This window comes from Mycobacterium sp. SMC-16, assembly GCF_046250085.1.
GTDB lineage: Bacteria > Actinomycetota > Actinomycetes > Mycobacteriales > Mycobacteriaceae > Mycobacterium > Mycobacterium phocaicum.
Genome location: NZ_CP176427.1, coordinates 74,674 through 95,896 on the forward strand (window position 1 = coordinate 74,674; position 21,223 = coordinate 95,896).

At 67.0% G+C, this 21,223-nt stretch carries 15 protein-coding genes; 6 read left to right on the plus strand and 9 right to left on the minus strand.

All coding sequences use genetic code 11. The features are described from left to right. Positions 1–6: 6 nt before the first annotated feature. The 6 genes from ACJEIK_RS00395 to ACJEIK_RS00420 all read left to right on the plus strand — a co-directional run bounded on the left by ACJEIK_RS00395 (position 7) and on the right by ACJEIK_RS00420 (position 9,504). Positions 7–1,404, plus strand: a complete 1,398-nt coding sequence (locus ACJEIK_RS00395) for a MinD/ParA family protein (RefSeq protein ID WP_061000004.1) — start codon at positions 7–9, stop codon at positions 1,402–1,404. Continuing rightward, entirely contained in the window at positions 1,401–2,945 is a 1,545-nt protein-coding gene (gene eccD, locus ACJEIK_RS00400; RefSeq protein WP_082762262.1) for a type VII secretion integral membrane protein EccD, read from the plus strand. The genes ACJEIK_RS00395 and eccD overlap by 4 nt, the downstream gene beginning before the upstream one ends. A 100-nt stretch (positions 2,946–3,045) precedes the next feature. Next, complete coding sequence (locus tag ACJEIK_RS00405) at positions 3,046–4,107, plus strand: hypothetical protein (protein ID WP_064858596.1); 1,062 nt, start codon at positions 3,046–3,048, stop codon at positions 4,105–4,107. 101 nt (positions 4,108–4,208) lie between these two features. Further along, complete coding sequence (locus tag ACJEIK_RS00410) at positions 4,209–5,687, plus strand: neutral zinc metallopeptidase (protein ID WP_064858595.1); 1,479 nt, start codon at positions 4,209–4,211, stop codon at positions 5,685–5,687. A gap of 55 nt (positions 5,688–5,742) precedes the next feature. Further along, the gene (locus ACJEIK_RS00415) at positions 5,743–8,790 is read left to right on the plus strand and encodes an ATP-binding cassette domain-containing protein (protein WP_163693174.1); all 3,048 of its coding nucleotides are present in this window, start codon (positions 5,743–5,745) and stop codon (positions 8,788–8,790) included. Positions 8,791–8,823: 33 nt separating this feature from the next. Beyond that, positions 8,824–9,504 carry a sensor domain-containing protein gene (locus ACJEIK_RS00420; protein ID WP_064858593.1) on the plus strand — a complete coding sequence of 227 codons (681 nt, stop codon included), beginning with the start codon at positions 8,824–8,826 and terminating at the stop codon, positions 9,502–9,504. A 1-nt stretch (position 9,505) separates the two neighbouring features. On the opposite strand, the gene ACJEIK_RS00425 is transcribed toward ACJEIK_RS00420, so the two are convergent. From ACJEIK_RS00425 to ACJEIK_RS00465, 9 genes are all read right to left on the minus strand, one after another. After that, positions 9,506–11,524, minus strand: a complete 2,019-nt coding sequence (locus ACJEIK_RS00425; protein ID WP_061000557.1) for a serine/threonine-protein kinase — start codon at positions 11,522–11,524, stop codon at positions 9,506–9,508. Between the two features lie 10 nt (positions 11,525–11,534). Continuing rightward, positions 11,535–12,728, minus strand: a complete 1,194-nt coding sequence (locus ACJEIK_RS00430; RefSeq protein WP_064858592.1) for a hypothetical protein — start codon at positions 12,726–12,728, stop codon at positions 11,535–11,537. 138 nt (positions 12,729–12,866) lie between these two features. Then, positions 12,867–14,051, minus strand: coding sequence for a hypothetical protein (locus tag ACJEIK_RS00435; RefSeq protein ID WP_061000554.1), 1,185 nt, complete (start codon positions 14,049–14,051; stop codon positions 12,867–12,869). Positions 14,052–14,061: 10 nt separating this feature from the next. Then, a complete protein-coding gene (locus tag ACJEIK_RS00440; RefSeq protein WP_020099970.1) occupies positions 14,062–14,400 on the minus strand; it encodes a YbaB/EbfC family nucleoid-associated protein in 339 nt (112 codons plus the stop codon). Further along, a complete protein-coding gene (locus tag ACJEIK_RS00445) occupies positions 14,397–15,962 on the minus strand; it encodes a PPE domain-containing protein (RefSeq protein WP_064858590.1) in 1,566 nt (521 codons plus the stop codon). The genes ACJEIK_RS00440 and ACJEIK_RS00445 overlap by 4 nt, the downstream gene beginning before the upstream one ends. A 14-nt stretch (positions 15,963–15,976) precedes the next feature. Beyond that, a complete protein-coding gene (gene eccE, locus ACJEIK_RS00450) occupies positions 15,977–17,362 on the minus strand; it encodes a type VII secretion protein EccE (protein WP_064858589.1) in 1,386 nt (461 codons plus the stop codon). Beyond that, complete coding sequence (mycP, locus tag ACJEIK_RS00455; protein ID WP_061009391.1) at positions 17,359–18,705, minus strand: type VII secretion-associated serine protease mycosin; 1,347 nt, start codon at positions 18,703–18,705, stop codon at positions 17,359–17,361. The genes eccE and mycP overlap by 4 nt, the downstream gene beginning before the upstream one ends. A gap of 193 nt (positions 18,706–18,898) precedes the next feature. Continuing rightward, positions 18,899–19,156 (minus strand): HPr family phosphocarrier protein, encoded by a 258-nt coding sequence (locus tag ACJEIK_RS00460; RefSeq protein WP_061000546.1) that lies wholly within the window; start codon positions 19,154–19,156, stop codon positions 18,899–18,901. A 44-nt stretch (positions 19,157–19,200) separates the two neighbouring features. Beyond that, entirely contained in the window at positions 19,201–21,219 is a 2,019-nt protein-coding gene (locus ACJEIK_RS00465) for a fructose-specific PTS transporter subunit EIIC (RefSeq protein ID WP_064858587.1), read from the minus strand. Between the last annotated feature and the right edge of the window lie 4 nt (positions 21,220–21,223).

Genomic DNA, 21,223 nt, shown 5'->3' on the forward strand with positions numbered 1-21,223 from the left:
GTACTCATGTCCGCCGACTACGACCGGCTTTTCAACAACTCGCCGGGCCAGGCCGACAACGAGGAAGCCACGCGCACCGTCGACCATGCGACCCTTGCTGCCGCCGCGCAGATGTCGGCCTCAGCGGCCGCTGCCTCGGCTGCAGGGGCCGAATCGCCGTCCGGTCTGCCCATTGCTGGGCAAGCGCAGCAGCCGCCGGGCATGGTCCCGCCGCCGCGGCCGTCTGAAGTGACGACTCAAATGCCGCCTACGCCACCGCAATTCATGCAGAACGGCCTGATGCGCTCGCCGCAGGGCGCCCCCATGGCCGGCGCGCAGTACGAGCAGCCGCAGCACGCTCCGATGATGATGCCGCCCCCACCGCGGCACATGCAGCCGCCGCCACAGCACTACGCCATGGATCATCCCCAGGCCGACATGCAGTGGACCGAGCAGCACATGCCGGACCAGACGTCGGCCGCCACCATCGGCGACCACCGCGCCATCGACGCGCTGTCCCACGTGGGTGTGCGGGCCGGGGTGAAGATGCCGTCGCAGCGCGGCTGGCGCCACGTGCTCTATCTGCTGACGCGCATCAACCTGGGCCTGTCGCCCGATGAGCTCTACGAGTTGGACCTCTACACCCGGATTCGCCGGAACGCCCGCGACTCGTACCAGATCGGTGTGCTGGGACTGAAGGGCGGCGTCGGCAAGACGGCCGTCACCGTCACCCTGGGCTCTGTCATGGCGAAGGTCCGCGGCGACCGGATCCTGGCTGTCGACGCCGATCCGGACGGCGGCAACCTGGCCGACCGCGCCGGCCGGCAGTCGGCCGCGACCATCTCGGACCTGTTGTCCGACAAGGAACTTGCTCGCTACAACGACATCCGCGCCTACACCAGCATGAACGCCTCAAACCTCGAGGTGCTGTCGTCGGCCGAGTACAGCGTCGCCCGCCGTGACTTCAACGAAGAGGACTGGGCCGCTGCGGTCAAGATCGTCTCGCAGTACTACAACCTGGTGCTCGCCGACTGCGGCGCAGGCTTGTTCCACCAGGCCTCGCGTGCCGTGCTGTCGACCGTATCCGGTCTGGTGATCGTGGCCAGCGCCTCGATCGACGGTGCCCGCCAGGCCGCGGTGACCATGGACTGGTTGCGGCAGAACGGATATCAGGACCTGCTGGGCCGGGCATGTGTGGTCATCAATCACGTGACCCCGGGCAAGACCAACATCGACGTCGACGACCTGGTGCAGCAGTTCGAGCGGCATGTGCCGGCGGGCCGCGTCGTCGTGCTGCCGTGGGACAAGCACATCGCCGCCGGTTCGGACATCCAGTTCGATCTGCTGGGCAAGACGTACCAGCGCCGCATCACCGAGCTCGCCGCGGCGCTGTCGGACGACTTCGACAGGCTCGAGCGTCGGTGACCGCATCGGCCGGCCCCGCAACCGCTGCGCCTACCGCGGCAGCTGACAGTCCGACAAGGCAGTCGACCACCCGGGTCACCATCCTGACCGGTCGACGCATGACCGACCTGGTCCTCCCGGCGTCCACGGCGATCGAGACTTATATCGACGAGACAGTGAACGTCCTTGCCGATCTGCTCGACGACACCCCGGCGGATGTACTGGCCGGATTCGACTTCAAAGCGCAGGGCGTGTGGGCTTTCGCGCGCCCGGGCTCACCGCCGCTGAAGTCCACCGAGTCGCTCGATGACGCCGGCGTGGTCGACGGGGCCTTGCTGACCTTGGTGTCGGTGAGCCGCACCGAGCGGTACCGGCCGCTGGTCGAGGACGTGATCGACGCCATGGCGGTGCTCGAGGAGTCTCCTGAGTTCGACGGTCAAGCGCTGAAAAAGCTGGTCGGACTTGCTATCCCAGTCGCAACGTTCGCGACGACCGGGGCATCGTTGTGGGCGTGGTCGCAGTCCGGCCACGGTTGGTGGTGGCCGGTCGCCCTCGGGCTGCTCGGTGCCTTGGTATTGGCCGGCAGCTTCATCGCCAAGGGGCGGTACGACAACGCCGATCTGTCCGAGAGTCTTCTCGTGGCGTCGTTGCCGCTGTTGGGCGGCGCCGCGGCACTGGCGGTTCCGCTGCCGTACGGGATCAACGACATGGGTGCGCCCCAGCTCGCGGGTGCGGCGGCGGTGATCCTGATCGTCGTACTGGCAACCCGCGGCGGGCCGCGGAAACGCGCCGCGGTGGCGGCTTTCCTGGCGGTCATCGCGGCCGCGGTGACGGGCGCGGCCATCGCGTATGGATACGGCGGAGCGTCGTGGGTTCCGGCGGGCGCCATCGCCGTCGGTCTCATCGTCATCACCAACGCGGCGAAGCTCACGGTCGCGGTGGCGCGGATCGCGCTGCCGCCGATTCCCGCGCCGGGTGAGGTGATCGCGAACGAGGAACTCCTGGATCCTGTTGCTGCGCACAGTGATGTCACCGACGAGGAGTCGGCGACATGGCGCGCGATCATCGACTCGGTGCCTGATTCCGCGGCGCGGCTGACCGAACGCAGCACGCTCGCGCGGCAGCTGCTGATCGGCTTCCTGAGCGCAGGTGTCACGGTGCTGACCTACGGTGCCATCGCGATCGTGGTGCAGGGACACTTCTTCGTGCACTCGCTGATCGTCGCGGGACTGGTGACAGTTGTGTGCGGCTTCCGGTCGCGACTGTATGCCGAGCGGTGGTGCGGCTGGGCACTGCTGGCTGCAACGGTGTCCATCCCGACCGGCGTGATGATCAAGTTGGTCTCTTGGGACGCTGATAGCGCCTGGCTGGCGATCGTGCTGTATGTGGGGCTCGCGGTCGTCGCGCTGATCACGGTCGGCGCGACCGACGGTGTCGGCCGTGTGTCACCGGTGACCAAGCGGATCCTGGAGCTGACCGACGGTGCGGCGATTGCCGCGGTGATTCCGTTGCTGCTGTGGATCGCCGGCGTTTACGACAGCATCCGGAACATCCGGTTCTGACGGGTTCGTGCGGCGCGCAGCGCGTGTGACACCGCTGCGCGATTGCGCTGTCGGCGCCCGTACGGTGTCTTGAGTAGTCAATTTTTAGGGAGACCACGATATGTCCGAAAATCACGAGGCCGGCTCGGTGAGTGAGCAGCCACCGGCGGCTGGTGATCTCGAGGAGAAGACCCAGTTCGTCGACCGGTCGGCGTTGCAGCCGACGGCCGCAGCCGCTCCGGAGGCGGGCGACCAGACGCAGGTCGTTCCGCCGACCGTCGCGACCCCACAGTGGCAGCCGCCGCAGCCTCCCGCCGCGCCGAATCCCTATGGCCAGCAGGTGCCGCCCGCTGCTCCGCAGTGGCAGCCGCCGCAGCCCGGCTATCAGCCGCCGGCTCCGCAGCCGCAGTTCGGTCAGCCCGCAGCGCCGGTGCCACCGCAGCCCGAGCAGTCGTGGAATCCGGCGGGTGCGCCCGTGCCGCCGCCCCCGCCGGGGTTCGGCGCGCCGACCTACGGCGCCCCTGGCTTCGGTGCCCCGGGTTTCGGTGCGTCGGTGCCGCCGCCAGGCTTCGGTCCGGGTGGTGCCCAGCCTGGCTTCGGCTCACCCCAGCCGGGTGGATACCCCGGTCCGGGCGGGCAGCAGTTCGGCGGACCGGCGGGTCCGCAGCAAACGCCCGTCGACATGGCGAAGTCGCTGCTCACGAAGGGTGATTCGTTCATCTTCCGGTTGATGACGCGCGGTGTCCGCGGCGAGCTGATCCAACAGCCGTGGTTCCAGAACATGCGGAACAACCCCCAGGGCTCCAACCAGTTCGTCTACCTCGGCTACGGCGGAGCGGTGCTCATCGGGTTGTTCCTGAGCCTGTTCGGCGGGATCGGTTCGCTCATCGCAAGCGTGATCTGGCTCGGATTGGCCTACTGCTTCCTGGCCTTGGGCACGAAGCTGGCTGCGCAGTTCGTGGCCTACGGGATCTGCGGTGTGGGCGCGGTGGCCAGCCTGCTGGGTCTGTTGTTCGGCATCATCGGCCTGGCGGGTGTCAGCAGCAGCCCCTACGTCAGCGGTAGCCTCACGGCAATGCTGATCCTGGCTGTGGTGATCAACGGTGTCATCGCAGTTGTGCTGGGCTACATCGGAATTCAGGTCCACAAGGGTATTCAGAAGATCGCTACCGGTCAGTTCTGACAGCCCGACCGATGAACGGTGCACCCTGAAATCGGGGTGCGCCGTTCGCTGTTCTGAAGCTGCCGGCAGGCCATAGTCTGAACCGAACGTCAGGGGGCACGATGACAGGCGATTTCGGATTGCGGGTGAGAAGCGGAACGGCGCTGCGACGTTCGGTGGCGCTGTGCGCGGTGGCGATGCTGGCCGGCTGCGCGCCGACCGTCACCGGTACCGCGGTGTCGCCGGTCAACGACCCCTTCCATGTCGCCGACCTCCCGGCCAAGGACGGGCCGAGCGGGTTGCGGGACAACGCACCGGCCGCGGTCGGCAAGGTGCAGAACACCAACAACAGCGACGTCGACCGACTGGCGTTGCAGGCGATCAATGACATCGCCGAGTACTGGCAACACGACTTCAGCGCGTCGGGTTTGAAGGGTTCGTTCAAGCCCATCGAGAAGTTCCTGTCGTACGACGCCCGCGATCGGAACAGTCCGGAAGCGTGTGACGAGGACACCGCCGGTCTGGTGAACGCCTTCTACTGCCCGAGCGAGAAGCTGATGGCCTGGGACCGCGGCATCATGGTCCCGACGGGGCGCAAGTACTTCGGTGACGTCTCCGTCGCGGGGCTGATCGGGCATGAATACGGCCACGCGATCCAGTACATGGCGAAACTGGTGACTCGTAGTACACCTGTCATCGTCCGTGAACAGCAGGCCGACTGCTTCGCCGGCGCGTATCTGCACTACGTCGCGGCGGGTGATTCCAAGCGGTTCATGATGAGCACCGGCGACGGCCTCAACCATGTGCTCGCCGGGCTGATCACCGTCCGAGATCCAACGCTGGGACCGCACGACGACGACATGCTCACCGACGGACACGGCACGGCGCTGGACCGCGTGAGCGCGTTCCAGCAGGGCTTCACGGTCGGACCGCAGGCGTGCGCGGCCATCGATCTGAACGACATCAAGCAGCGCCGCAAGGGCCTGCCGATGGAGCTCGAAGATGAGCCGATGGACGACGAGCACCGGTCGGCCGACCTGCCCGTCGACAAGGACACGATCGGCACCCTGGTTGAGTTGCTCGGGGTGATCTACTCGCCGAAGCAGCCGCCGAAGTTGACGTACGGTGCAGCGAAATGTGATATCTCCCAGGGTGATTCACCTGCTTCGTACTGTCCGTCGACCAACACGATCTCCGTGAATCTGCCGGCACTTGCGCAGATCGGCACGCCGGCGGACATGGCCGAGAAGAGTCTCATTCAGGGCGACAACACGGCGTTCTCGATTGTGGTGTCGCGGTACATGATGGCGCTCGAGAGCCAGCGCGGGGTGAAGCTCGACGACCCGACGGCCGCCTTACGCACGGCCTGCTTGACCGCACAGGCCCAGCGTCAGATGGCCAAGCCGCACGACCTGCCCAGTGGGGCCAGCCTGCAGCTGACCGCCGGCGACTTGGACAAGGCCGTCGCCGGGCTGCTCACCAACGGCTACGTCGCCACGGCCGTCGACGGACAGGGTGTTCCGGCTGCGTTCACCCGGATCGCGGCGTTCCGGGCCGGGCTGTCCACCGACGACGAGGGCTGCTACAAGCGCTACCAGTGAGGAGAGTGCATTCGTGAGCTCCGTCCCGCCGCTCATCGTGACGCTCGGCGGCGCAATGTTCACCTTCCCGCCCGGCAAGGAGGTCACCGTCGGTCGTGGCGAGGCCTCGGACGTCAGGATCCCTGACGCCGGCCCCGGCGCCAAGCACGTGGTGTCCCGGTTGCATCTGATCATCCGGGTGGATCCCGGAGTCGGTCAGTGGGTGGCAATCGACAAGTCCCGCAACGGAATCTTCGCCAACCGGACGCGTGTGCCGTCGGCTGTCATCAGTGACGACCTCGTCCTGGCTGTCGGTGCTCCGGACGGACCGCAGTTGCATTTCCGGACCGCCACACAGGTCATCCCGGTCGCCAAGTACCGGCAGCCGCCGCCACAGACGGCGGCCCCGCGTCCTTCGCAGCCGGCTCCTCCATTGCCGCCACGGCCGGTTCAGCGGCAGTCGCCGCCTCCACCGCCGCGCCAGCCCGCCCCCGCGCCACAACGCTCGTCGGGTCCGCCCCCTGGGGCCGTCACCATCGGGCGACACTCGACTGCGACCATCAAGGTCGAAGATTCGCTGGCCTCCCGAATTCACGCCTACCTGGTGCCCGCCCCGACCGGAACGCAGTTGTACGACAACGGTTCGGGCAATGGCACTTTCGTCAACGGGCACCGGGTCGAGGCCGTCACCCTGCGTCCCGGTGACGTCATCACCGTCGGCAACACGGATCTGGTGTTCACCGGCGGTACCGCGGTCCAGTCGCGGCAGGCAGTCGCGACCGGTGGCATCGAGGTACGCCAGGTCGGACTCGCCATCGACGGCCACCAACTGCTCACCAACGTCTCGTTCGACGCCCGGCCCGGCACCCTCACGGCGGTGATCGGACCGTCGGGCGCGGGCAAGTCGACGTTGATCAGGCTGCTCGGCGGTGTCACCAAACCGACGTCCGGGCAGGTCACCTTCGACGGACACGACGTGCACGCGCACTATGCGTCGCTCCGGTCGCGGATCGGCATGGTGCCGCAGGACGACGTTGTACACCGCCAACTGACGGTCAGCCAGGCGCTGAACTATGCCGCCGAACTTCGGTTGCCGCCGGATACGAGCAAGGACGATCGAAGCGCGGTGGTGGAACGGGTGCTCGCCGAGTTGGAACTCACCCAGCACCGCGACAAGCGCGTGGACAAGCTGTCGGGCGGGCAGCGCAAGCGCGCATCGGTGGCGCTCGAACTACTTACCGGCCCTTCGCTTTTGATCCTCGACGAGCCCACTTCCGGTTTGGACCCGGCGCTGGACCGCCAGGTCATGCAGATGTTGCGGCGGCTGGCCGATGCCGGGCGCACGGTGCTGGTGGTGACGCACTCCCTCACTTACCTGAACATGTGTGACCAGGTGCTGCTCCTGGCGCCCGGCGGCAAGACCGTCTACGCGGGACCGCCGCAAGCGGTCGGATCGGCGATGGGAACGCAGGACTGGGCGGACATCTTCGCCTGGGTATCGGCCAATCCCGATGCGGCGCATGCCGTCTTCCTGCAGAACAACCCCGCTGCCAACCAACCGCCGGCACCGCCGGAACCTGCCGGCCCGCTCGGCGCACCGGCGCGCACCAGCACCGGTCGCCAGATGCTTACCGTCGCGCGCCGGCAGTTGCAGCTGATCTTCGCCGATCGGATCTACACCAGCTTCTTGTTGCTGCTGCCGTTCATCCTGGGGGCGATGTCGCTGATTGTGCCGGGGGACACCGGATTCGGGGTGGCGACTGTGGGCCACTCCCCCAACGAGCCGAACCAGTTGCTCATCGTCGCGAATATCGCGGCAGTGTTCATGGGAACCGCACTGACGATCCGTGATCTGGTTGGCGAGCGCACCATCTTCCGCAGGGAGCAGGCGGTCGGGCTGTCGGCCGCCGCGTACCTTTCCGCCAAAATCGTTGTGTACAGCGCGTTCACCGCGATTCAGACTGCGATCGTCGTGGCGATCGTGGTGATCGGCAAGGGCGCGCCCACGCAAGGCGCATTGTTGCTGGGCAGCGCGACCCTGGACTTCTACGTGAGTCTGACTGTGGCAGCAATTGTTTCGGCGATCCTGGGCCTGCTGCTGTCCTCGCTGGCGCGGTCCAGCGAGCAGATCCTGCCGATGCTCGTCGTCGTCATCATGCTGTCGATCGTGTTCTCCGGCGGCATGATCCCCGTGACGGGACGCGTCGGCCTGGACCAGGCGTCGTGGTTCCTGCCAGGGCGATGGGGATTCGCGGCGTCGGCGAGCGTGGTCGACCTGCTCAAGATTGCTCCGCTGATGTCCGTCGACGACCAGCTGTGGCACCACGAATTGCGCTGGTGGGCGCTGGATATCGGTGTCCTGTTGCTGCTGGGCGCGGTTGCCGGTTTCGTGGTGTACCGACGACTTCGGCTGCCGGGCGGCACGAAAGCGGGTCCCCCGAAAGCTGCGATGATCGCGGTCGCCGTAGTGCTTGCGGCAGGATTTGTGGCCGGCATGACCTACCTGACCCGCGACTCCGGAAACCGGCCGACGCAGCCGACGGCACCCGCGGCACCGCCCAAGGCGGCGGTCCCCACCCACCGCATCGATCTGGCGAACCTGCTCCCTGACGGAAAAGCGGTGAGCGCCGTCATGCAGTCGCCGCCGATGGCGAACGCGACCATCGTCACCGCGGAAACTCCACGGGGTGGTACGGCCACTCCCCCGCCGTGTGCCGGTGTCGCGGACGCGGGCAGCTCCGGGACCTTCGCGCCCGGATTCACGGGAATGTCGGGAATGGAACTGCACAATCCGGCGGATCCGAATGTGTGGATGGTGGCGTACACCGTAGGCTACCCGGCACCTCAAGCGGCAGAGCGGATTCCGGCCGCGGCGACGTGGCCCGGCTGCGCGAACACGGCCGTCACGTTCACGGCCGACGGCCAGCCGCCGCGGCAACTGGCGGTCGGTGCGGTCACGTCCGGCGCGGGCACACTCACTGCGGTGTTCACCGAGCCGGGACGCAGTTGTCAGCACGTGCTGACGACCAAGGTTGATGTGGTGATCGACGTATTGGCGTGCAGTTCGGGTGGCGGCGCTCAGGCCACGGACCTGGCCAAGCAGATCGCTGACAAAGTCAGCTGACGGAAGGACCAGATGAACCCCAGGCGTACTGGAATGCTCATCGGAGCGGTGGTCGTCGTGGCGGCGGGTTGTTCGGTCACCGACCGGAAGGTCTCGGGCACGGCCACGACAGCCACGGCTGTCGCTTCTCCGACGACGTCGACGTCAGCTGTCGCCAAACCTGTTGATGATGCCGGCCTGCCGAAGTTGTTGGGCTCTCCCTCTGAGATCAGCGATCTGGTGGGCGTCGCCATGACGCCGGAGGCGATCTTCAGGAAGCCGGATACCAAGCTGAGGGTGGAACCTATTCGGTGCCTCGAAGCTGTCATGCCGGCTCTCGACACTATTGGGTACTACGGCCGAACAGGTTTCGCGGGGCAGCTGCTCCACGGTGATCAACATGCTCAAGTCGTGCAGGTGGTTGCCGCGTTTCCCACAGATGCGGAGGCGGCGGACTTTCGTGACAGGACCGCCCGACACTGGCGGTCATGCCAGAACCAGCAGGCGACGGTCACGGGCGGTCAGGTGCCCCTCACGTATGCGCTGGAGAAAGTTGAATCGGTCGATTCCGTTGCGAGCGTTCCGGTGTCGGGCATGGCCGGCGATGGCACCCGAGTTCCTTGTCAGCACTCATTGGGTGCACGAAGGAACGTGATCATCGATGTGCGGGTGTGTGCTCCGAACGTCGGGAACAAGGGGCGCGACCTGGTGGCGAAGATTGCGGCAGGCCTGTGACTCAGCGGATGACGCTCATCAGCGGAACAAAGTTGGCGTTGAGATACTCAGTAGCCAGGTAACCACCGGGATCGGCAAGTGCTGCAACACTATTAGGGTCATCCACGATGATCATCGATCCGCGGTAGGCGGCCAATTGGTAAGGAAGCCCTGCTGCCCCACCGTTGCCGGCCGCTTTGTCGGTGCGCACGACGACCAGCACTTCGCTGTGAATCAAGAACAATTTCCCAAGGTCTGGCATCGACCGGGTTGAACTACTGTCGCCTGACTTGCGACGCAATTCGGCGTCGTAGTTCAAACCGAGCGAACTGAGATAGTCCGCCGCGTTGGATGGTGTCAGCGTCTGGCTGACGCCGTCGTCCGACACGTGGATCACCTGGACGCTCTTCCCTGCGGCTCGCGGATTCTGATTCTTCAGGTCGGTCTGCTGGGACGACACCTGATCGATGAGGTTGTCGGCGTCCTTGTCGCGGCCGAGAATCTTGCCAACCCATTTGAGCTGGGTCTGCCAGTTCCATGCCCGGCTGGTGTCTTTCGGCTGAGTCACGGTCGGGGCGATAGCAGCGAGGCGCTGGTAGGTCGCGTCGTCGATCTCGCCGGTCGCGATGATGACGTCGGGTTTGGCGGCCTGGATGGCGCTGGTGTCGATGAAACCGACGGTGTCCTTGACCGACGGGTTCCCGGTGATCTTGGACTGCAACCACGAAGGCAGGGACGTGCCTGCGCCGGCGATGGCCACCGGTTGTAGGCCGAGAGACAGCACTGCATCGGCGTCGCCGGGGCCAAGGGCGGCGACAGCTGTTGGTGCCTTGGTGATTTCGGTGCTGCCGTGGGCGTGGGTGAACGACTGCGCGGTGTAAGCCGGGGCACCGGGCTTGCCGATGAGCAGTATCGAGGCGACGACCACGATGACGGTGACCACGGCAGCTGCCGCGGCGCCGATGACCAGTCGACGTTTGCGCGAACTCTTCTGTTGCGGGGCTGGAGAATGGGGTGCCGCCATCTGGCGAGGCATCGGGCCGCGTGGTGGTCCGGGTGGGTAGGGACCGCTGAACTGCCCGCTCGGATATGTCAGCACGCCGCTGGGCGGCGTCGGCTGATGCGGCGGCCATGATTGCGGTCCCGGAGGTGGCAGTTGGCCGGGTGGCTGTGGCGCGGGCCCGGTGTTCGCAATGGCGGCCGTGGCCGCGGCGGCGAATTCGCGCGCGGTCTGGAATCGAGCGTTGGGATCTTTTGCCATCCCCCGGGCGATCACTTCGTTCAGTGCCCACGGCAGGTGGGGCACGCGGTCAGTGACACGCGGTATCTCTCCTGTCACGTGTGCCGCGGCGATCGCGGCTATGCCGCCGGGCAGACCACCGTACGGCGTCCGGCCGGTGAGCAGCACGAAGAAGCTGCAGGCCAGCGAATAGACATCTGCTCGAGAATCGACGTGCTGCCCGCTCAGTGCTTCGGGCGGGGCGTAGGCGATGGACGCCATGACCGAACCATCGGTGGTCAGGTGCGCGGCATCGTCGAATGCACGAGCAATTCCGAAGTCCGCCAGGAAGACCCGTTCGTCATCGCCGGGATCCTCTGGATTGGCCAGCAGGAAATTGGCGGGCTTGACGTCGCGGTGCATGATGCCGCGGCGGTGTGCGTAGTCGAGAGCCTTGGCAACTTCGGTGATGATGCGGGCCGCCCGCGCGGGTGACATTCGCCCGGACCGGACTTCCTGGTCGGCGTCGGTGCCCGCGACGTATTGCATGGCGATCCACAGCTGGCCCGCCTCGGTTTCGCCGCGCGAGTAGACCGCGACGATGTTGGGGTGGTCGAGGGTGGCGGCGACGTTGGCTTCGCGGAGGAAGCGCTCACGGAACTGGCCGTCCCCTTGAATGGAGGTGGTGAGAACCTTCAGGGCATCGCTGCGAGGCAGCTGGGGGTTCTTGGCCTTATAGACCACACCCATGCCGCCGACACCGAGGACGGATTCGATGGTGTAGCCGGCCACGATGTCGCCGGGATTGAAGGTCGAGGTCATTGTCGTCCGATTATTTCGCAGTCAGCAGCAGATATTGGGAGGCCATCCGCTGGGTGGCGTCGAATGGTTGCAACGATGCTGCGGTATAGACCCACCGGTCCAGTGCTGCAGCGCAGGAGTAGACCCGCGCCTTTATCTCGGCGGCGTCGGTTGCCTGGCACTTCGCGGAGGGGAGACCGGCTACGGCGGGGCCCGGTTCGGTGGGATTCTTAGCGTCGGGCTCGGCGAACTTCTGCGCGAGCTGCGTCGCGGCCGCGGCGTCCTTGGCACGGTAGATGTGGGTGCCGCGTACCGAAACGACGTCTACGCCGGCTGCCGTCAGGTCGGTACCCGTTTGCAGTGGGTCGTCACTGAAATGAAGTATGCCGCGCGGCCCCCATAGGCCCTGATTGCCCGTGTGTTCCTTCGTGGGAACCGTCCGGCTGAGCAGGCCTTCAGGATCGGTCTGCATGGTGGCGAACTGTGCTGGATCGGTTGGCTGGAACTTGTCGATGCGCGAAGTCTGCAGGTCCAACGCCTTGGCAACGAACTGTGTTGCGGTGTCGACGTTTACGTCACTCAACGCGTATTGATAGAGCACGTATGGCCCGTGCGGCGTATACGCACTGACCGTGAAACTACGGTCTGCTGTTGTGGACTCATGAGCGAGCGCTTCCGGGTGTCCGGGAATTGGTATCGGTTGATTGGGTGCGGCCCGATCGATGACCGGCGCCTGCTCTGAGAATTGGCGGGCGGCATCGTTGGCCAAGTCAGCAGTTGGGAAGCGCAGCACCAGAATCACCAATTGGTTGTCGTGATCCGCGCCGCGGTTGGTTCCGCGACCGGAACCGAACCCATTGATCAGTTGATGATCTTTCGCGATCTGCTTCATGGGACCGGGTTCGACGCTGTTCAGACGGTCGGCATCGAGAAACAGGCCCGTCACGTTCACCCCGATGCTGATCAGGGTGGGATCCACTTCCCACGGTCCGACGACGAATTCGCCGAGCCGTTCGGCATCGATGAGGCGTCCAGATTCGGCGCCTGGTTTCATCGCGGGCCCGGGCTTGGGTGCCGTCGGATAGTTTCCGGGATTGAGGAGGCTCACGATGGCGTCGCCTGACTTGAATGACGGGTCTTTGGCCGCGTCACCCGTCGTCACCGTTGTGCAGCCCGCCAGCACTGACACTGCGGCAGTCGCTGCGGTCAACCTGGCGATCTTCATGACGCTCCCCATCGTCTCCCCGGACTGCGCAACGCCGAGGCAGTGCGCAGTTACTCTCCGCGAACTGTACGCATTCGAGTGTTTGAGTGCCTCAGTCGCCGTGGCTCGGTGGTCGGAGCGCGTTGAACCGAGGTGGCGCTATTTCGCAGTCAGCAGCAGGTATTGGGATGCCATTCGTTGTGTGGCGTCGAATGGCTGCAACGAGGACGCCGTATACACCCATCGGTCGAACGACGTGACGCAGTCGTAGACGAGCGCCTTCACGTCGGCATAATTGATCGCCCGGCACTTGGCCGAGGGCAGGCCGGGTACGACGGGGCCCGGTTCACTGGGGTTTTTGCCGCCAGGCTGGGCCAACTTCTGAGCCAGCTGCGTCGCAGCCGCGGCGTCCTTGGCTCGATAGAGGTAGGCGCCGCGCACCGAGATGACGTCTACGCCGGCCGCCGTCAACGCCGCTGCGGTTTGGACCGGGTCGTCATCAAAATGAAGCAGGCCACGTGGCCCCCACAAGCCTTGATTTCCCTTGTGTTCCTTGGTGGGCACCGTCCGCGTGAGCAATCCTTCAGGATCGGTCTGCATGGTCGCGAACTGGCTGGGATCAGTTGGCTTGAAGTCATCGATCCTGGGCGCCTGCATATCGAGCGCTTTGAGGGCCAATTGCAGGGAGACGTCGGCGCTTTCCTGTGCCATGCCGCTTTGGATCAAGACATATGGGCCATGCGGCGAAATGATCGAAGTGGCGTACGTCCCGTCCGGCATGGTGGTTTGGAGCATCCGCGACTCCGGGTGTCCAGGTACCGGAATGTTGGGTTTCGTCGAGGGGTCGTGGATGCCCGGGTGCTGCGTGTAGAGATCAGATGCTGCGGCAGCCGCTTCGTCGGGATTTGGAAAGCGCAAAACGGTGTTCTGTAGTTTGCGGAGGTGGTCGGCGTTGGCGTCCGTGTGGCGGCCAGAGCCGAATCCGTAGATCAAGTGATGCTGTTGGGCCAGTTGGTCTAGCTCTGGCGACAGGAGCGATACGACACTGAACAACAAGCCGGTCGAAATGAAGCCGACGTGCAGCAGCTGCGGATCAACCTCCCACGGCCCAACGACGTACTCGCCCATGCGTTCGCCGTCGATGATCCGGCCGCTCTCGGCTCCCGGTTTCATCGCAGGCCCTGGCTTCGGTGCCGTCGGGTAGTTGCCCGGGTTCAGCAGGCTGACAATGGCGTCACCCGGTTTGAACGACGGATCTTTTGTCGCATCGCCGGTCGTCACCGTCGTGCAGCCGGCCAGCAGTGCAACGGCCGCAGTCGCCGCGGCCAGTTTGGCGGTCGTCATCCAGTGACCGCTACGGCTGCGCGGGCGGATTACTGGCCGTGATCTCGGCGACCAGCTCGTTGAGACGGGCCCGGTCGGCGTCAATGGACTCGGTGGCCTTCGCGGTCGCGTTACCCAGGGCCTCGTTGATCCGGGCTTCCACGGTGTCCGCGCCGAGGCGGAGCAGGCCGTCCTCGATGAACAGATCCGTCAGCCAGTGGTGCCCGTTGAGGGTGACCTCGACGGTCTTGGCTTCGTCGGTCGCGGTGAACGACTCGGTGTTCATCTTGGCGAGCTGCTCGTCCATGACCGACTGCAGGCGCTGGGCCTGCTGGAGAACCGCAGCGACCTCGGGATGCATCTCGATCATTTGTTGTCCTTCTTGTCATCGATCTTGGTGCGGCGCCGGTGCCCGATGACGCCGTCCGTGAACGCGCGGTCCTCCTTGTACAGGACCTCGTCGGGAGAAAGATTCGCGTTGCGCTTCTTCTCCTTGCCGCCTTCGCGGCCGCCGGCGCCGTGGCCCATGCCGCCCATGCCGCCGCCCATACCGCCGCCGACAGGGGGACGACCCGCAGCCTGGCTCGCGCCGCCTGCTGCCGCACCGCCGGCTGAACCCAACGCGGGTGCGACGGCCGCCGGCTGCATGGGCTGGCCGCCCAGTCCACCGCCACCGCCGCCGGATCCCCCGCCCGCGCCGCCGCCGGCGGAGGCCGGGCTCACGCTCGGGCCGTCGGGCAGGCTCGGCATCTCGGGCTTGTCGCCGCCCAAGCCGCCGGGCATCCCGCCGCTCGGTGAACCCTGTCCGGATCCGCCTGACGGTGAGCCGCCGCCGGAAGGTGAACCGCCAGAAGGTGATCCGCCGCCCTCGGGCTTCTGGGCACCGGCGCTGGCTGGGCTGACGCTCGGCGATTCCGGCATCGACGGCGCTCCACCGCTCGGCGTCCCACCGCCGCCGCCGGACGGGCTGCCCCCGCCAGGCGCTTGGGGCGTGCCCGTGCCATTGCCGTCTTTCTTCGCCACATCCCCAGGCTTTACGGCGGGCCACGCGGTCGACCCGAAGTTGGGTGGTGGCGGTGTGACGAGAGAACGAATGGTCGCCTGTTGGGCGTACCTGGCCCGCACAGTGTCGGATTCCTGCTGCTTGGTCGCGTGGCCGGTGAAGAAGTCGTATGCCGCCTGACCCACCGTCGCGAGCACGCTGGCGTTCTCGTAGTCCGCCACGTCCTGCATGCTGGGGTGCTCAGGTCGCCTGCCGCCATGGATCGTGGATAGTTCGATGGCCTGGACGGCCAGGTTGTTTGCTGCCGCGGTCATCGCCGTCAACCAGGTCGAATAATCCTTGAGCGCATTTTCTGCGGCTTCGGCGGCGTCGCCTTCCCACTCGACGCCGGACATATTGAACTTGCTGTTCAGTTCGGCCAGTTTCGCTGCCACTGCGGTCATTTTCGCGCCGAACTCGATCATCGAGGCCCCTTGGTCGCCGCCGTTGATCTCCTTGGCGGCCACCTCCCAGTCCATGCCGGGATTACTGGGATGCGATTCGGCTCCGCCAAGCGATTCGAGCATCCAGGGCAAGCTGCCGACCGGGTCAGCGGGGGCCGGAGCCGGCGGCAGGTTGGGGGTGATCGGTGCACCCCCGCCGGCGCCCAGCTTGGTGGCGTCGATGCCGGATTTCCCGGCCGCGTCGGCGGCGTCGTAGGCCGCGGCAGCCGCCCGCAGGCAGGCGGCCAGTCGCCGATTCTGAGCTCGCCCAGCCTTGAGTGCAGCGTCGAGCTGCTGCAGGTTGTTCATGAGGAAACCGGTGGCCTCTTGCGCGATTGCCAACTCACATGGCGCTTTGGGCGCCGGCGGCAAAGTCGGCAGGTCCACGTCGACTTCAGCGGCCTTTGCGTTCAGCGTCTCCGAGGAGACTTTCAGTTTTCCAGCCATCTACTTGCTCCCCCTTACTTCTCCAGCGCCATCTGGAACCGGCTCTCCTCGCGCGGGTTGATCAGCTGGATGGGCAGCTGACGGTGGCGAGGCGTGTCGATAAAGTTGTGGCGCAACAGAATTCGTGAAATACCCGGGTGTGGACCCAGATAGGTGGTGGCGTTGGGCCACACCACCTTCGGAACATTCCCGATCCGGGCGTTGATGAACCCCGCAAATTCCTTGAACTGCGGCGCCAAGGTGACGACGGCGCCCGCAGCCGCCGAGCGGACGACGAACTGCGTGAACACGTGCGCGTCGCCCAGGTTGATCGTGGAGTCCACGTTGTCGAACGGCATGTAGACCGGGTACCGGTCGGCCGTCTCCCCCACCAGCACGCCGGCCGAGCCGATCGGCAGCTCGTAGTGCCGGTCGGTGATCGGGCTCAGCCCCTCGAGCGCGGCGCGCTGCCCACCGAACAGACACGAGAAGCCGCGGGGTGTCGTCGGCGTGGCCAGCGTCGTCAGCAGCACGGTCGCCGTCGGCGCGTGTCCCGGCTTCACCCGGACCCTGGTGATCGTGTGGTCGGCGCGGGCCGACCACCACATGTTGGGGCCGCCGGGTGCCGAGTAGGCCGCGGTAAATGTGCTGCGGCCCTTGATGGTTGACCATGTCTCGCGCTCGAAGCTGATCGCGGTCGCGCGGTCGTACTCCTCGAAGCTGCGGGCGGGGCGGGCGTCGATGCCGTGGCTGGCCAACTGGTCGGCGATGCGGGTGGTGGTCGCCACCAGGTAGCTGGCCAGGCCGGAGATCCCGGTGCCGCGGCGCAGGGCCGACCGGCGGGTCTCGTCGGGGTTGGCGCGCAACACGATCCAGGTCCGCCGATTGGCCGGGGCGGCGTAGGGGCCGACCACCTGCTCGTACAGCGCGACGACGCTCGACGGGGCGGTCTTTCCGACGCGGTAGCCGGCCGAGACGATGTCCGCCTCGAGGTCCGGTCCGTGTGCCGCGAGTAACTGCTCCACCAGTCGGGTGTCGAGGTTGTCGTCGGTGAATGCCTCGCCGTTGACGATCACCGTGGGGGTGAACGAGCGCGGCACCAGTTCGACCACCGAGATCAGGTGGTCACCCAGCCAGCGCACCGCGACGTGGTCGCCGGGCATGACGGTCGCTCCGACGGCCGGCTCCGAGGGCGCCGGTGGGGCCACCTTGTGCCGGCGCCGCCAGGCGAACATCGCGGCGATCCAGCCCGTCAGCCGCCGTCCGCGGATGGCGAGGACCGAGAACAGCGCGATCAGGACACCGAGGGTGATGCCGAGCCACAGCAGGTTGAAATGCATGCACAGCAGCACGACGGCCGGCACCAGCGTGGCCGCCCACAGCAGGTGCCCCGTGGTGAAGCGGAGCCCGAAGTGTCTCATCGGCGCCTCAGCGCACGGCGGGTCACCGCGCCCAGGCCGAGCAGTACGATCAGCGCGGCACCGGCCACGACGACCATGGTGATGGGTCCGCGGTCGGGCGGCGGGATGTACACCGGCGGCGGAATGCTCTTGACCTGGTAGGGCGCCTGCTTGGGGCCGGCGGGAACGTCCCAGGTCAGCGCCGCCACCGGGTCGATGACACCGGCGCCGACGTAGTTGTCCACTCCCCCACCGGGATGCCGCGCCGTCGCGGTGATGCGGGTGACGATCTGCGCGGCCGTCAGGTCGGGGAACCGCTGCCGCAGCAGTGCCGCCAGGCCCGAGACGTACGCGGCCGCGAACGACGTGCCGTTGATCGGGATCGGGCCGTCTTGGCCGGTCAGCGCGTTGACGGGATTGCCGTCGTAGCCCAGCGCGGTGTCGCCTTCGGCGGGCGCGGCCGCGCCGACCCAGGGGCCGGACATCGAGAAGTTGCTCGGCTGGCCCTGCGGTCCGATGCCGCCGACGGTCAGCACCAGCGGCGAGTACCAGGCAGGCGAGACGATGGTCTGCACCTGCTTCCAGCCCCGCGGGTCCGACGGCACGGCGGCGTCCGGCGGCGGGTTCTGGCTGCAGTCCTGGCCGGTGTTGCCGGCCGCGACGACCACCACGGCGTTCTTGACGTTGACCGCATACGCGATGGCCGACCCGACGGTGGTCTCGTTGATGGCCCGGGTCACCTTGTAGCAGGCGGCTTCCGAGATGTTGATGACCTGGGCGCCGAGGTTCGCGGCGTGCACGATGGCGCGGGCCAGGCTGCGCAGCGACCCGGCGGTCTGCGTGGTGTTCGGGTCATTGGGGTCACTGCGGGAGTCCTTGGGCTGGAACGCCTCGGAAGTCTGGCGCAGCGACAGGATGCGGGCTTCGGGGGCGACGCCGACGAACGCGTCCGTCGGCGCCGGGCGGCCGGCGATGATCGACGCGGTCAGCGTGCCGTGGGCGTCGCAGTCCGACAGGCCGTTGCCGCCCTTGTCGACGAAATCGCCGCCGGGCTCGGCCGGAACCCGCGGCGAGGCGTTCACACCGGTGTCGATGACGGCGACGGTGACGCCCGCTCCGGTGGCGAACTTCTGTGCCTCGGCGAGGTGCAGATAGTCGGCCGCCCAGGGCTTGTCGGCGAAGTTCGTGTTCGGCAGCACGGTCGGCGCGGAGCAGATCTTGCGCTGCTCCATCGGCTGATCGGGGCCGGTGTCGTCGGGCGGGACGGCGCCCGGGTCGATGGCCGGCGGTTCGATGGCCAGCGCGGGCGGTGCGCTGGCGACAGCCAGCAGCAGCGCCGCAGCCAGGGCGGCTAGACGGCGCACGAGCTACCGCCCCCACCATGGGGACGGCCGCTCGTGATCTTCCGAGTCCCCCGTGACATTTTCCCCGCTACGACACCGCCGTGTTCCGCGATGCCCTCCCCGTACGCATCTAGCACGAATTCATACTAGTGGTGCGTAGCGGGGGCTCTGTGCGCTTTCTGTGGCTGCCGGGAGCGACCCCGAGCGACGCGCGTCAGGCGTCGAGGTCCTGCGACACCAGGTCAGCGATGGTCGCCACGGCGGTTTCGTCGTCGGACGCCACCGTCACCTGCGCTCCGTTGCCTGCGCCGAGCGTCATGATCATCAGGGCCGAGCCGGCGTCCACGGGTTCCCCGCCGTCGACCGCCAGGGTGACCTGCGCTCCGGAATTGATGACGGCCTCGGAGATGACGGCTGCCGGACGGGCATGCAGGCCGACGGCGGATCCGACGGTGACGGTCTTGCTGGGCATGGCTTCTCCTTGTGTTGTTGGGTTGGTTCCTTGATCGGGAAGTTTCAGCTGGCGGCGGGCTGCAGGGCCGCGGTCGTGTCGACCGGCGGAAGCGACCTGCCGGCGCTCTTGGCGGCGATGACCGCAACTGCACTGCAGACGGCGCCGACGAGCACCGCCACCACGAACCAGATGAGGTTTCCGATGGCGAAGAAGACGAAGATGCCGCCGTGCGGTGCCTTGGACGTCACGTCGAACGCCATCACCATGGCGCCGGTGACGGCGCCGCCGAACATCATCGACGGGATGACGCGCAGCGGGTCGGCGGCGGCGAACGGGATGGCGCCCTCACTGATGAAGCAGGCGCCGAGAAGCCATGCGGCCCGGCCGTTCTCGCGTTCGGGTTCGGTGAACAGGCGGGGCCGGAGGGCGGAGGCCAACGCCATGGCCAGCGGCGGCACCATGCCGGCCGCCATGACGGCGGCCATGATCCGCAGCGATGCGACGTCGGTGATGTTGAGCCCGGCGGCGGCGAAGGAGTAAGCGGCCTTGTTGACCGGTCCGCCCAGGTCGAAGCACATCATGAGGCCCAGGATGACGCCGAGCAGGATCAGCGAACTGCCGGACATGCTGCCGAGCCAATGGGTCAGACCCGAGGTGACGGCCGCCAGCGGACGGCCCAGCAGCAGGAACATCGACAGGCCGACGATCAGCGAGGCGCCGAGCGGGATCACCACCACCGGCATGAGGCCGCGGAACCACTGGGGCACCTTGAACGACGCGATCCACAGTGCGGCGAAGCCGGCGATGAGGCCGCCGACGATGCCACCGATGAATCCGCCGCCGACGGTGACGGCCACCGCGCCCGCGGTGAAACCCGGTGCGATGCCGGGGCGGTCGGCGATGGCGAAGGAGATGTACCCGGCGAGCGCCGGGACGAGGAAGCCGAAGGCCAGCCCGCCCAGGGTGAACAGCACCGCGCCGAGGTACTGCATCAGGCCGCCCGCGGGCAGGTTGGTCAGCGAGTTGGTGGTCGCGATGATGTGCGCGAGCGAATCCGATTGTCCGGCAGGCTTGTTGGCGATCTCGTAGCCCCCGAACAGGAAGCCCAGCGCGATCAGCAGGCCGCCGGCCGCCACGAACGGGATCATGTAGCTGACGCCCGTCAGCAGGATCTGGCGCAGTCGGGTGCCCCAGCCCAGCCCGCCGCGGTTCTCGGTGGCGGGCGCCGCGGCGTCGCCCTGGACTCGGGCGGCCTGCGGATCCTTCGCCGCCGCAACGGCTTCGGCGATCATGGTGTCGGGTTCGTTGATGGCCCGCTTGACCCCGGAGGCGATGACGGGCTTGCCGACGAAGCGCTGCTTGTCCTTGACCCCGACATCGGTGGCGAAGATGACGGCGTCGGCGGCGGCGATGGTCTCGGCCGACAACGGGGTGGAGCCGGACGAGCCCTGGGTTTCGACGGTGAAGTGCACACCGGCGCGGTCGGCGGCCAGTTTCAGGGCGTCGGCGGCCATGTATGTGTGGGCAATTCCGGTGGGGCACGCCGTGATCGCGATGATCGAGGCCTTGGGTGCGGGCTCGGCGGCGGGAGCGACCGGAGCCGGCGTCGCGGATGCGGCCGTGGCTGCCGGTACCGGGCTGACCACACCCTCGACGAGTGCGACCACTTCATCGGCGGTGCCCGCGGCACGCAGCTGTTCGACGAAATCCTTGCGGACCAGGGCCCGGGCCAGGCTCGACAGCAGCTTCATGTGCTCGGCGCCGCCGGATTCCGGTGCGGCGATGAGGAACGCGAGGTCGGCGGGACCGTCGGGGGCGCCGAACGGGACCGCGGGCGCCAGGCGGGCGAAGCCGATGGTCGGTTCGTCGACATGGGGCGATCGGCAGTGCGGGATCGCGATGCCGCCGGGAAGCCCGGTGGCCGACTGGGATTCACGCGCCAGGGCGGCCTCGACGAGTCCGTCTCCGTTGGTGGCACGGCCCGTTTCGGCCATCCGGGCGGCCAGTAGTTCGATCACATTCTGCTTGTCGGGACCGGCGTCGACGTCGAGTGCGACGAGTTCCGAGGTGATGATCGGCATGGGT